15 protein-coding genes are annotated in these 12833 nt (G+C 64.1%); 5 read left to right on the top strand and 10 right to left on the bottom strand.

Annotated elements, in window-relative coordinates:
- The first annotated feature begins 108 nt into the window (after window positions 1-108).
- Window positions 109-1050, top strand: a complete 942-nt coding sequence (gene pip, locus V2I08_RS08500) for a prolyl aminopeptidase (RefSeq protein ID WP_349634698.1) — start codon at window positions 109-111, stop codon at window positions 1048-1050.
- Window positions 1051-1070: 20 nt separating this feature from the next.
- Window positions 1071-1397 carry a hypothetical protein gene (locus V2I08_RS08495; RefSeq protein WP_405053629.1) on the top strand — a complete coding sequence of 109 codons (327 nt, stop codon included), beginning with the start codon at window positions 1071-1073 and terminating at the stop codon, window positions 1395-1397.
- Window positions 1398-1441: 44 nt separating this feature from the next.
- Here the strand turns inward: V2I08_RS08495 and V2I08_RS08490 are convergent, their stop codons facing one another.
- From V2I08_RS08490 to aspS, 5 genes are all read right to left on the bottom strand, one after another.
- Complete coding sequence (locus tag V2I08_RS08490) at window positions 1442-1627, bottom strand: hypothetical protein (protein WP_310226526.1); 186 nt, start codon at window positions 1625-1627, stop codon at window positions 1442-1444.
- An 87-nt stretch (window positions 1628-1714) separates the two neighbouring features.
- The gene (locus tag V2I08_RS08485) at window positions 1715-2995 is read right to left on the bottom strand and encodes a methyl-accepting chemotaxis protein (protein ID WP_349634697.1); all 1281 of its coding nucleotides are present in this window, start codon (window positions 2993-2995) and stop codon (window positions 1715-1717) included.
- 82 nt (window positions 2996-3077) lie between these two features.
- A complete protein-coding gene (locus tag V2I08_RS08480; RefSeq protein WP_349634696.1) occupies window positions 3078-3869 on the bottom strand; it encodes a polyphosphate kinase in 792 nt (263 codons plus the stop codon).
- A 54-nt stretch (window positions 3870-3923) separates the two neighbouring features.
- Window positions 3924-4541, bottom strand: coding sequence for a phosphatase PAP2 family protein (locus V2I08_RS08475; RefSeq protein WP_349634695.1), 618 nt, complete (start codon window positions 4539-4541; stop codon window positions 3924-3926).
- A 36-nt stretch (window positions 4542-4577) separates the two neighbouring features.
- Complete coding sequence (gene aspS / locus V2I08_RS08470; RefSeq protein ID WP_349634694.1) at window positions 4578-6362, bottom strand: aspartate--tRNA ligase; 1785 nt, start codon at window positions 6360-6362, stop codon at window positions 4578-4580.
- Window positions 6363-6491: 129 nt separating this feature from the next.
- On the opposite strand from aspS, the gene rnd reads away from it, so the two are divergent.
- Together rnd and V2I08_RS08460 are read left to right on the top strand one after the other, a co-directional pair.
- On the top strand, window positions 6492-7658 hold the full coding sequence (gene rnd, locus V2I08_RS08465) for a ribonuclease D (RefSeq protein ID WP_349634693.1): 1167 nt from the start codon (window positions 6492-6494) through the stop codon (window positions 7656-7658).
- 117 nt (window positions 7659-7775) lie between these two features.
- On the top strand, window positions 7776-8057 hold the full coding sequence (locus V2I08_RS08460; protein ID WP_349634692.1) for an I78 family peptidase inhibitor: 282 nt from the start codon (window positions 7776-7778) through the stop codon (window positions 8055-8057).
- A gap of 12 nt (window positions 8058-8069) precedes the next feature.
- Here V2I08_RS08460 and V2I08_RS08455 read toward each other — a convergent pair whose 3' ends face one another.
- From V2I08_RS08455 to V2I08_RS08435, 5 genes are all read right to left on the bottom strand, one after another.
- A complete protein-coding gene (locus V2I08_RS08455; protein ID WP_349634691.1) occupies window positions 8070-9014 on the bottom strand; it encodes an L-lactate dehydrogenase in 945 nt (314 codons plus the stop codon).
- Window positions 9015-9078: 64 nt separating this feature from the next.
- A complete protein-coding gene (locus tag V2I08_RS08450; protein WP_349634728.1) occupies window positions 9079-9621 on the bottom strand; it encodes a pseudouridine synthase in 543 nt (180 codons plus the stop codon).
- 5 nt (window positions 9622-9626) lie between these two features.
- Complete coding sequence (locus V2I08_RS08445; RefSeq protein ID WP_349634690.1) at window positions 9627-10778, bottom strand: cupin domain-containing protein; 1152 nt, start codon at window positions 10776-10778, stop codon at window positions 9627-9629.
- Between the two features lie 42 nt (window positions 10779-10820).
- Window positions 10821-11504, bottom strand: coding sequence for a hypothetical protein (locus V2I08_RS08440; RefSeq protein ID WP_171899289.1), 684 nt, complete (start codon window positions 11502-11504; stop codon window positions 10821-10823).
- Window positions 11505-11676: 172 nt separating this feature from the next.
- Complete coding sequence (locus tag V2I08_RS08435; RefSeq protein ID WP_349634689.1) at window positions 11677-12063, bottom strand: PH domain-containing protein; 387 nt, start codon at window positions 12061-12063, stop codon at window positions 11677-11679.
- Between the two features lie 131 nt (window positions 12064-12194).
- Here V2I08_RS08435 and V2I08_RS08430 point away from each other — a divergent pair, with 131 nt between their 5' ends.
- Window positions 12195-12743 carry a nuclease gene (locus tag V2I08_RS08430; protein WP_349634688.1) on the top strand — a complete coding sequence of 183 codons (549 nt, stop codon included), beginning with the start codon at window positions 12195-12197 and terminating at the stop codon, window positions 12741-12743.
- The last annotated feature ends 90 nt before the right edge of the window (window positions 12744-12833 follow it).

The following is a 12833-nucleotide window of genomic DNA, read 5'->3' as shown; positions in this document are numbered from 1 at the left end:
ATAGACCGACAAATTTGTCGCAACATGTAATAGCGTGGCTGAACCGGGGCTGGCCGAGGCGTCACAGCCTCGTGGCGAAGCCCGACACAGACTGCTAGAAGCGGCTCAATGCGCACATTCTATCCACCGATCACCCCTTTCGCCTCTGGTCATCTCGACGTTGGCGACGGCCACCATGTCTATTGGGAGCGGGTCGGCACCCCCGGCGCGAAGCCGGCCGTCTTCCTGCATGGCGGGCCAGGGGGCGGTATTGCGCCAGACCATCGCCGTCTGTTCGACCCGATGCGTTATGATGTGCTGCTGTTCGACCAGCGGGGATGCGGCCGGTCGACGCCGCATGCCGACCTCAACGCCAACACCACTTGGCATCTGGTTGCCGATATCGAGCGGCTGCGCGCGATGGTGGGGGTCGATCAATGGCTGGTGTTCGGCGGCAGTTGGGGTTCAACGCTGGCGCTCGCCTATGCGCAGGCGCATGCGGACCGCGTCTCGGAACTTATCCTGCGCGGTATCTTCACCATCCGGCGCAGCGAGATCGACTGGTATTATCAGCATGGTGCAAGCCGCATCTATCCCGACAAATGGGAACGCTTCATTGCCCCCATTCCGCCAGAGGAACGCGGCGATTTACTGAACGCCTATCATCGCCGCCTGACCGGGCCGGATCGCGCCGCGCAGATCGCCGCCGCCTGCGCCTGGAGCGTGTGGGAGGGCGAGACGATCCGCCTGTTACCCGACCCGGCGCTGTCGGCAGCACATGATGCAGACGATTTCGCCTTGGCCTTTGCCCGCATCGAAAATCATTATTTCGTCCATGGCGGATGGATGGAGGAGGGGCAGTTACTGCGTGATGCAGGCAGACTGGCGGGCATCCCCGGCGTCATCGTGCAGGGGCGCTACGACATGGCCTGCCCGGCCGAAACCGCCTGGGCTTTGCACAAAGCATGGCCGGAGGCACGGTTCGAAATGATCGAAGGCGCGGGTCATGCGTACAACGAACCGGACATACTCGACGCGCTGATCCGCGCGACCGATGGTTTTGCCAACTGAATAGCATAGGAGATAGTGGCATGCGGGCGATGATCATGATTGTGGCGGCTTTGGGTCTTGCCTCCTGTGGCGGCAATGATGCGCCGACGGCTGCCACGAATAATCAGGCCATGCCGGAGACAGGCGCTGCCGCGCAGGTCGCCCAACTGGATGAGGCCCAGCGCAATGGCGTGCTGGAACGTGCGATCCGTGCATCGGGCGCGGCTTGTCCGGTGGTGAGCGAGTCGGTTCGGACAGAAGTGCGCAAGGGCGTGATGGGATGGAAAGCGCAATGCGACAATGGCACCGCGCATCTCATTGAAATCACAAGTGACGGTACCGGGCGAGTGACCAGCCGCCGGGACTGAGCGGGGCCAGGCTGAGCGCCCGGTGGACGCCGCTGGAGTGGTTCCTATTCGTGCGGGCGAAGCGACCTGTTGAGACTTTCCAGCACTTCGGCGATGGGTTCGGTCACTGTTACGCTGCGGCCTTCGCCAAAGCGAATGCGGGTGCCGTCATTGACCGACGAGACGAAGGTGACCTGCGCGGCATTGACGGCGGTTTCAGTGCGGTCCGTTCCCACGAACATGACGAGCATGGCGTCCTCTCCTTTTTTATGAACGCCCAGCCTATCGCTATTTTCGTCCCGCGCCAGAGCTTTTTGCGGCGGCCCGATGAAGGCGGATCAAGCCGCGCGGATTTCGGCAATGAAACCGCCAGCGCGCGCGCCCAGCCGGTGCGCTTCGTCCGCCAATCGCCGCGCCACGGCGCGCATTTCCTGCGCGCCGTGCGCGGTGGCCAGCGCATTGTCGCTGATCGCTTGTGCGCCGGCGCGAATGTGGTCGCTGGACGATCCGGCTTCAGCGACGCTGTCGGCGATCGTACGGGTGAACGCGCCCTGTCGCGCCATCGCGTCGAACAAGGCTGTCGATAGCCGGTCGGCGCGCGTCATGGCATCGTCGATCGTCATGTGGCCCGCTGCGACATCGCCCACCGCCGCGCGGATATGGTCGATCCGTTCGCCAATGCCCGCCGCCGCCGCGCGCGTCTGCGCCGCGAGCGATTTGACTTCGCGGGCGACCACGGCAAAGCCCTGCCCCGCCTCGCCCGCGCGCGCCGCCTCTATGCCTGCGTTGAGCGCCAGCATCGCCGTTGCTCCGGCAATGGCGTCGATCAGCGCGGCAACCTCGCCAATCCCGTCCGCTTCGTCGCGTAGCGCCGCGCTTTGTGCCAGGCCCGACCGGCTCCGTGCCGCCGCCTCGCGCATCGCCGCGCCTGCATCGCGCGCTTCGGCCTCCATCGCCGCGAATAGCTGGCCCAGTTCCACGCCCCCGCTTTGCAGCGCCGCCAGCCGGTCGGCGGTCTGCACCGCCGCCACCGCCATCGCCGCTGAATCAGCGCGATCGCCGGATGCCCGGTCCGACACCTGCCCCGCCAGCACCGACAATTGCTCCGCCATCGCCACCATGTCCGCGATCAGCGCGCCGATATCGTCACGAAAGCCCCTGCTTTCGCGCGTGATCCGCTCCGCGCGTTGGGTACGCGCCAAGGCGATCCGCGCGTCGCGTTCTGCCGTGAGGCGCAACAGCAACGGCCCGCCCAGCACCCCGGCATAGCGCTCACCCTCTATCAGGATGAGTCCTTCGCATCCGCTTCCCTGCGCCGCATAGAGATCGACCATCCGCTCTACGTCCGCGTCGCGTTCGATCGTAGCGCAGGGTCGGACATGATCGTCCAGCCGCCCGCCAAAACTCGGATTGCGCAGCAGCGCATGACCGAAGGGATTGAACAGGATGCGCCGCATGTCGCGTTCATAGATCGCACCCACCGGCCTGTCAGCATCGTCCAGTACCGGCAGCAGCCGCAACCCCGCGTCGTCTTGGAAACAATCGACCGCCTCGCTGAGCGGACGGCCCAGCTTTATGACGGGACTGGTATCGGATGAGAGAAAGCGCACAGCAAGCATGCGCCTGCGTTAGCCATCAATGGTAAACAGGCGGTTAGGAATTTATGACAATAATGTTACAAGCCTTTGTATTTACAGTATTTTAGCGCGATTTTCCAAGAGTATAGCCAAAGGCCTGTTCCGCCAATTTTACTACCGCAGGGTCGGCCGCCGGGAAGTCCATCGGCACGAGTTGCTCCAACCGTTCAGCAACATAGGTCAGCGCCGCGATCCGCCCGGTCTTGCGATGATTATTGTCGATGACGTGCCACGGGGCATGCTTGGTATCGGTCTTCTTGAACATCGCGTGCATTGCGTCGAGATAGTCGTCCCGGCGCGCGCGATTGCGATAATCGTCGGTTCCGGTTTTCCACCGCTTCCACGGCGTATCGAGCCGCTGGGCCAGTTGTTCGTCCTGGGTTTCCTGGGTGATGTGGACGAACAATTTGACCATGTTCATGCCGGCATCGGTCTGCTGCTTTTCGAAGGCGTTGATCTCGTCATAACCGCGCTTCCAGTCGGCCTTCTTGGCGAAACCTTCGACCCGTTCCACCAGCACACGGCCATACCAGCTACGATCGAAGATCGCGATGTTGCTGCTGGCGGGGAGTCGGGTCCAGAAACGCCACAGGAAATGATGGTCGCGCTCGACCTCATTGGGCGCGGCGATGGGATGGACCTGATAAAAACGCGGGTCCCAATCAGCCGACATCCGCTTGATGATCCCGCCCTTGCCCGCGGCGTCCCAGCCCTCCAGCAGGATGACGCTACGCCGCTTGTGCAGGATATGCGCGACCTGAATCTTGGCCAGCCGCTCCTGCAAGGCCGCCAGCGTCGCATCATAATCGCCATCGAATTTCGGCGCGGATTCATAGTCGGTCAGGGTGATTGTCATGCGGCCATCATGACGCTGCACGGGGACGCTGTCGAGGCTCAACGCTGGCGAGGCTCAACCCCGGCGCAGCAGCCTGACGACGCCCAGCGCCATGATCGCCGACAGCGCGTAGCTGGCCAGCAACTGGCTGGTCCAATGCCCGCCCATCGTCACCCGCGCGGCCCAGCCCGCAACCATCCAGCCGATCGCAACCCAGCCGATCGCCCGCACCACGGCGCGCCGATCCGCCAGCGCGACGATCGCCAACAGGCCGATCGTCGCGCCGGTGAGCAATCCATAGGTCGAGGGCAGGCCGGAGGATGAACTGGGCTTGGCGACCGCGACCAGCGCAGCCAGCGGACGGGGTGAATGGACGTAGAAACGCAGCAGGCCGTCCGCCGTGATCGCCAAGGCAAAGCTGATCGGCGCGGCAAGCGCCATGCGCGCGCCGTGCAGCATATGGAGCAGGATGGCGACCGCCAGCGTCATCGCCCACATCCATGGCTCGGTCGCACTCTTGGTCATGATATTGGCCCAGCCGGGCTGATTCCCGAACAGCGCCTGCAAGCCGCGCGTCAGCGCCGCTTCACCCGGCAACGGCCCCTGCAGCGCCCAGTTGAGCAGGCCGAGCAGCAGGCCGATCGCGCAAAGCGGGAGCAGCGGACGGCGGATCATGGTCCTGCGGGTCTTCATGCAGCGCTCCTAAACACAGAGCATGACAAAGCCGGGTCAGCCCTTGGCCTGCGGCTCCACCACGCGGACATGGAGTTCGCGCAACTGCTTGAACTCGGCGGCGCTGGGCGCGCCCATCAGCAGGTCTTCGGCGCGCTGGTTCATCGGGAACAGCGTGATTTCGCGCAGATTCTGCGCGCCGCACAGCAGCATCACGATGCGATCGACGCCAGCGGCCATACCACCATGCGGCGGCGCGCCGTACTGGAAGGCGCGATAGAGGCCGCCGAAACGCTCTTCGACATCCTGCTGTGACAGGCCGACCAGCTCGAACGCCTTGACCATCAGTTCTGGCGACTGGTTGCGGATCGATCCCGATGCGATTTCGAACCCGTTGCAGACCATGTCGTACTGATAGGCGTTGATCGTCAGCGGATCCTGATTGTTCAGCGCGTCGAGGCCACCCTGCGGCATGGAGAAGGGGTTGTGCGCAAAATCGACCGACTTGCTATCCTCATCATATTCGTAGAAGGGGAAGTCCACGATCCAGCACAGGTCGAACCGATCCTTGTCGATGAGGTCGAGCGTTTCGCCCACGCGGGTCCGGGCGAGGCCCGCCAGCTTGGCCGCCTGCGATTCCTTGCCAGCCGCGAAGAACACGCCGTCATTCGCGCCAAGGCCCAGCGCCGCGATCAGCTTGGCGGTCGCTTCCTCGCCATGATTTTTGGCGATCGGGCCACCGGGTACGCCATCCTTGATGTTGATATAGCCAAGGCCCGAATAGCCTTCGCCGCGCGCCCAATTATTCATTTCGTCGAAGAATTTGCGGCTGCCAGCGCCAGCGCCCGGTGCCGGAATCGCGCGGATGACGCTGCCGCTATCGACCAGGCTGGCGAAGATGCCGAAGCCCGAACCCACAAAATGCTCGGTGACATCGGTAATTTCGATCGGATTGCGCAGGTCCGGCTTGTCGCTGCCATATTTCAGCAGCGCTTCGGCATGGGGAATGCGGCGGAAGCTGCCCGCGGGCGTCACTGGCTTGCCGTCGGCGAATTTCTCGAAGATCTGGGCGATGACCGGCTCCATCGTGTCCCACACTTCTTCCTGCGTGACGAAGCTCATTTCGAGATCGAGCTGGTAGAATTCGCCGGGCAGTCGGTCGGCGCGCGGGTCTTCATCGCGGAAACAGGGAGCGATCTGGAAATAGCGGTCGAAGCCTGCGACCATCAGCAACTGCTTATATTGCTGGGGTGCCTGCGGCAGGGCATAGAATTTGCCCGCATGGATGCGGCTCGGCACCAGGAAATCGCGCGCGCCTTCGGGGCTGGAGGCGGTCAGGATCGGCGTCGAATATTCGGTGAAGCCCGCATCTTCCATCCGGCGGCGCATGTCGGAAATGATCTTCGTGCGCTTGACTATATTGCCATGCAGCGTTTCGCGCCGCAGGTCGAGGAAGCGGTAGCGCAGGCGGATATCTTCGGGATAATCCTGCTCGCCCGCGACCGGCAACGGCAGTTCGGCGGCGGTGGACAGCACCGTCACGCTGTCGGCGACAATCTCGATCGCGCCGGTTTCCATCTTGGGGTTGGTGGCTTCGGGACCGCGCGCGACGACCGTGCCGTCGATGGTCACGACCGATTCGAGCCGCAGACCTTCCAGCACGTGCAGCGCTTCGCTGTCGGCCTTCGCCACCACCTGGCTGATGCCATAATGGTCGCGCAGGTCGATGAACAACACGCCGCCATGATCGCGCTTGCGATGGACCCAGCCGGACAGGCGGACGGTCGCGCCGACATCGGCTTCACGAAGGGCGCCGCAAGTGTGGGTGCGATAGGCGTGCATGGCGTTTGGGTTCTTTCAGCTTCGTTTTACGGAAATGACAAAGTGTTGCAGCCGGGTTATGGGCTGGAACGTCGACTAGCGACGAGCCCGCCAGGGAGCGGGCCTGCCCATAATAAGATCGAAGACTATATGCAAATTCATCCGCTGATTACCGACAGCAAGACCCTGGCCGCATTTTGTGCCCGTATCGCAAAATCCCCCTACATCGCGGTCGATACCGAATTCATGCGCGAGAACAGCTATTGGCCCGAACTGTGCCTGGTGCAGGTCGCCGACCCGCATGAGGCCGCCGCGATCGACCCGATGGCGCCGGGCATCGACCTTACACCCCTGCTCGACCTGATGTGCGAGAATGAGGATGTGCTGAAGATTTTTCATGCGGGCGGGCAGGATATCGAGATCGTCCACAACCTGACCGGCAAGACGCCGCACCCGATGTTCGATACCCAGATCGCGGCGATGGCGCTCGGCCTTGGCGAACAGATTGGCTATGGCAATCTGGTCGAGGCGTGGATGGGCGTGCAGCTCGACAAGGGCGCGCGTTTCACCGATTGGGCGCGCCGTCCGCTCGACAAACGCCAGATCGACTATGCGATTGGCGACGTCACCTACCTCATTCAGATATTCCCCAAGATGCTGGAAGAATTGCGCAAAACCGGGCGCGGCGATTGGCTCGACCAGGAAATGGAGCGGATCAGCGACCCGTCCAATTATGAAAATCTGCCCGAAGAAGCGTGGAAGCGCGTCCGCATCGCTAGCAAGAAAGCCGATGTGCTGGGCCGGTTGAAGGCGCTGGCCGCCTGGCGCGAGATCGAGGCGCAGGACAAGAATCTGCCGCGCGGCCGCATCGTCAAGGACGAGACGCTGGCCGACATTGCCAGCCACCCGCCGCGCACCCAGGAAGATCTGGGCAAGGTGCGCGGCCTGTCCGCCACCTGGCGCACCAATGATATCGGCGCGCGGCTGATGAACGCGATCGCCAAGCATCAGCCGCTCAGCAAGGACGAAATGCCCGACCGCGAACCGCGCCGTCCGGGCCTTGGCAAGGATGGCGCGCTGGTCGCGGACCTGCTCAAGCTGCTGCTCAAGATCCGCTCGCGCGACATCAACGTCGCCTCCCGCCTGCTGGCACGGTCCGACGATATCGAGGCGCTGGCGGCGGGCGTGCGCGATGGCCTGTCGATCCTGGAAGGCTGGCGCTACGAACAATTTGGCCGCGATGCAGTGGACCTGGTCGAAGGACGACTGGCCTTCGCGGTCAAGGGCGGACGTTTGAAGATGACGCGGACGGAGTAATCCCCTACCTCCGTTCGGGCTGAGCCTGTCGAAGCCCCACACTTCCTTTTCAAAGAAAAGTGCAGCCCTTCGACAAGCTCAGGGCGAACGGATATTATGTGTTAGGAGAGAAACATCATGCACCGCATCATGTCGCTGACCGCCGCGCTAGTCCTGACCGCCTGCGCCACCACCACCCCGCCCGTCACGGCCGATGGCTCCTGCAACCACGACAGTCTCGCCCGCTTCACCGGGCAGAAAGCCACGGCCGACAGCGGCGCCGCCTTGCTCCAGGCGTCAGGCGCAAAGACGTTGCGCTGGGGCGGTCCCGGCATGGCGATGACGATGGACTTCCGTCCGGATCGGCTGACGGTCAGCTATGACGACGCGATGCTGATCACCTCGGCGCGGTGCGGGTAAAGCGCCCGGCTCTTATTTCGTCCCCTTACCCACTGTCTTGAGCGCCGCACCGACAGCGGCGGCCGATTGCCGAAAGGCAGCAATCTCTGCGCCGTCCAGGTCGGGCGTCAGGACACGCTCGACACCCCCGGCACCCAATATGCAGGGCAGGCTCAGATAGAGGTCGTCTATACCGAACTGCCCCGTCAGATGCGCGGATACGGGCAGGATCACATGTTCATTGCGGACGATGGCTTCGCAAATTCGCACGATCGCGGTTCCGATTCCGAACGACGTATGGCCCTTGCCCTCAATGATTCGATAGGCCGCCTGGCGAACCTGCTGGTTCAGGGATTCCGGTGCGATCGGTCCGGCATCCGCCGCAAATCGGGCGATCGGGGTGCCGCCGACCGTCGCGATCGACAGCGCGGCGAAGGATGTGTCGCCATGCTCCCCCAGGATCATGGCGTCGATGGAAGCCGGGGCGATCGCCAACTGCCGGGCGAGGAGCGCGCGCAGGCGATTGGAATCCAGCAAGGTGCCCGTGCCGATCACACGCGCATGGGGCAGCGCGCTTTCCTGCTGCGCGACCATCGTCATGACATCGACGGGGTTGGCCGCGACCAGGATGATGCCGTCGAACCCAGCCGCCATCAACTGGCCCACGCAACTGCGCACGATGTCGGCGCTGCGCCCGGCGACCGACAATCGGCTTTCGTCGCCATGAGTCGCTGCCCCGGCCGTCAGGATGACGATCCGTGCCGATGCGGCATCCTGATAGCCCCCCGCCCGCACGATCGCGGGACGCGCTAGTCCGCCAGCGTCGGCGATGTCCGCCGCCTCCGCCGCCGCCAGCACAGCATCATTGTCGATGAGGATGATTTCCCGAAACAAGGCGCGCAGCATCAGCGCATAGGCGGTGGTGGCGCCGACATGGCCAGCGCCGATGATCGCGACGCGTCCCTGATCCTGTCCCATGGCTCATCCTGTTCGGTTAAGAGGGTGAATTTCAGTGCTGACGCACCGTAGGCAACCTACAGGCTTAGCTTGCGTCGCGCCACGTTCCGGGCTCCACGCCATCGAGTGTCCAGTCTCCGATCCGCCAGCGCACCAGGCGCAGCGTGGGATGTCCGACGGCCGCGGTCATGCGGCGCACCTGGCGGTTCTTGCCCTCGCGGATGGTCAGGCTGATCCAGCAATCGGTGACGGTCTTGCGGAACCGCACCGGCGGGTCGCGTGGCCAGAGCGCAGGGTCGTCGATCCGCTCGACCTCCGCGGGCAATGTCCGCCCGTCCTTGAGCGTCACGCCACGCCGCAGCGTGTCGAGCGCCACCTCGTCCGGCTCGCCCTCGACCTGCGCCAGATAGGTTTTGGGCATCTTGAAGCGCGGGTCGGCGATCCGCGCCTGCAATCGCCCGTCGTCGGTCAGCAGCAGCAACCCTTCGCTGTCCGTGTCCAGCCGACCGGCGGGATAGACGCCCGGCACGTCGATAAAATCCTTGAGCGTCGGGCGCTCCGGGCCGTTCGGCTCCGGGGTGAACTGACACAGGACATTGAAGGGTTTGTTGAACAGGATCAGCGTCATCGTCGTCATTCCCCCTCGTCAAAGGCAACGCTGCCCTGATCGATCAGCGCCGCGATCAGCGTCAGCGCCGTGTCGGACCCGGCCAGCGCAGGATCGACCATCAGGTCGCCGCGCCCGCACAAAGCGCGCGCCAATAGCGCGCCATCCCCAACGCAATCGAAACTCTGCCCGTCCACGAACAGGGTCACGGCGTCGTCCGCCTGCGCCATGAAGGCGAAGCGGCTGGCGGGATTGCGGCACAACGGCACCTGGGCCGCGATCAGTGCGCGGGCCATATTGACGTCAGCGGGCTCTTCGGGCTGCCAATCGGTGTCGGCATATTTGGGCTGGCTGCTATAGGCGCCGAACCAGCGGGCGAAGGTCGCCCGGTCGCTCAGCGCTTCCAGCACCAGCCCGTGCAGCCGGTCGATCGCCGAGGCGGCGATCTCGCCGGGATGGTCCTGCCGCACCAGGTCGGGATCGGCATAGCGATCCTCATCCGGCATGGCATCGACCAGATGCTCGCTCCAATGTTCGACCAGTTCGGCGCGGGATGGTGCACGGAAGCCAATCGAATAGGTCATGCAATCATCGCCTACCGCGACGCCATCATGCGCGAAACAGGGCGGGACATAGAGGATGTCGCCCGGTTCCAGCACCCATTCGTCGGTCGCGTGAAAATCCGCGATCAGGCGCAGGTCGTCATGCGGCAAGAGCGGCGTCGCGCTGTCGCAGCGCGGCCCCACCCGCCAGCGCCTGCGGCCCAGGCCCTGCACCAGAAACACGTCATATTGGTCGAAATGCGCGCCCACGCCGCCGCCATCGCTGGCATAGCTGACCATCACATCGTCGATCCGCCAGTCTGGCACGAAGCGGAAGGGGGCGATCAGCGCCGCGACGTCGGGCACATGCTGGTCCACCGCCTGCACCAGCAAGGTCCAGCGGTCGCGCCCCAGATCGCCAAAGCGGGTTTCGGGCAGTGGCCCGCTCTCCATCGCCAGCCGATCGCCCGCCGCCATGATGAGGCGGGACTCCACCCCCTCTTCGCAGGCCAGCCCGGCCAGTTCGTCGGGCTCCAGCGGATTGCGCCAGTCCTTCCAAGGATTGCGGATGAGCGCAGGCGTCTTCTGCCAATGGGTGCGCAGGAAGTAATCGATATCGAAATGGGCAAATTGCATGATCCCGCCCTGCCGGTTGGGCGCGCGCCTGTCAAAGCGCGATCACAGTTCCAGCCCGATGAGCGTGCCGCTGCCGATCCGGTCGATATAGCGTTTGCCGTCAATTTCCAGCCAGTCGGGCGTCACTTCCAGCCGTCGCCCCTTGATCGTCGTGCGCAGATGCTCGACCGCGATGCGATTGCGAGTCACGATGCGCAGGACGGCCAGCCCGTCGCCCCGCGCCGCCATCATCGAATAACGATCGCCGCGCAGCAAAAAGTGCCAGCTGCCATCGGTCGGCAGCCATTCATTGCCGTCGATCACCTGCACCGGCTCGCCATCCGGCCCGCCCAGCCGCACGCTGATCCGAGTCGCGCCATTGATCCGGCGCGGCGGGGCGAAGATCAGGATCGGCTCGCCCTCCAGCGTGATCGGGATCGGGGTATCGCGAAGCACCCTTGATCCGCCGACGATCAGGTGCGGCAGTTCAGACGAAAAGGGCAGCCGGTCGCGCGCGAAATGCCGCTGGCGCACTACCGGGTTGGCGTGGAAACTATGGACCTGGGTTGGGGTGAGCCGCCCTTCCTCGACCAGGCCGTGGCAGGTCGGGCATAGCAGCGTAGCGCCCGGCCCGTCGGGCAATCCCAGATAGCGATAGAGGGTGACGCCGCAGCGCACGCAGGCAAAACCGCATGCCTGGCGGATATCCGCGCGCTGCTCGGCCGTCAAATCCGGCAATGAAGGCATCACACGCAGGCCTACCATCCAGAGCACCCTTTTATGAGCGCCGTGCCGCATAATGCGACCGGCGGTCCTTTCTGGCGTCCATCCTGCCTGCGGGGATGCTCTGATGCGGCTCCCTTGTGGTTGCTATCGTTGGAATATTTGCGCGCAAGTCAAGCGCGGCGTGCAATATGCCCTAGCGCTGCGGCAAAAGGTCGAGGTTGCGGGCGGCCGCCAACGCCCGGATTCGGCCGGGGCGTGGCATGTTCTTGATCGCGATTTCCGCTACGTCGCCTGCGCTGAACATCTCCACATGGCCGACATCGAAGATGCGCTGGCCCAGGCTTTGGGTGATGCGGATACTGCGGATGCTCGACAAGGCGACCTCCGTCCGCTGCTTGGACAACAGTCCCCGCTCCAGCAGCACTTCCCGCTCGGACAACGCCAGCCGTTCGCCTTTGTGCATCACCCACCAGATGGCGATGGCCACTATGCCGACGACTGACAGCAGCAGCAGCGTGAACAGCAGGGGGTGCGCCCGGAACATGGCGGGGTTTTCGTCATACAGCCAGGTGTCGCTCATGCTGCCTCCCGCGCGTGGACCGGCGCGGTTTGACCACGCCGCCCCCTTGCCGTCAAGCGAGTCGCCATGCTGCCTGGTTAACCAAATATTCGTGCTGTGATAGTAGACGGTTCTGGAGAATGGGAACGGCCATGGCACGTAATCTGTACGATATGGAGGATCGCAGCACGGACCGGGACAGCCGCTGGCTGCACGAGCAGCAGGAGCGGCGCACCCGCATCGTGCCGGTAGGCATAATCCTTGTCGCGCTCGCCATAGCGGGGCTGGCCATTTATTTGCTCAAGGATTCCTTGCCGGGCGCGGGCAAAGGCGCGTCAGCCAATTCGCCCACAAGCATCAGCGCATCCTTTGCAGCCTGCGACGACCTGAACGGCGAGGCCTGCGTCCTTACGGCCAACAGCTACGCCTATCAGGGTCGCCGCTATCATCTGTCCGACATCAGCGTACCCGCCGAAACCGACGCTCTTTGCCCGGAAGAGGCGCAGAAGGCGCAACGTGGCCGGATGGCGCTGCTGACACTTCTCAACGGTGGCCAATTCGACGCCCGGCCTGATCCGGCCGACGCCGATCCCGCCGCACGCAGGTTGACCCGTGACGGCGTGTCGCTGGGCCAGATCATGATTCTCAAGGGCCATGCCCGTCCCTGGTCCGCCACGCCGATCGACTGGTGCGCATCTTGACGCAGCGCACGGACGGACGCCCCCTTCCCACTCGGCTTGTCGCAAAACCGCCCCCATGGCCGGTCGGCTTTACAGGCTGTTAGCATCTCC

This window comes from Sphingobium sp. MK2 (assembly GCF_040170545.1).
GTDB lineage: Bacteria > Pseudomonadota > Alphaproteobacteria > Sphingomonadales > Sphingomonadaceae > Sphingobium.
Note: the sequence above shows the minus strand (reverse complement) of the source record. Positions and strands in the feature narration are given on the sequence as shown.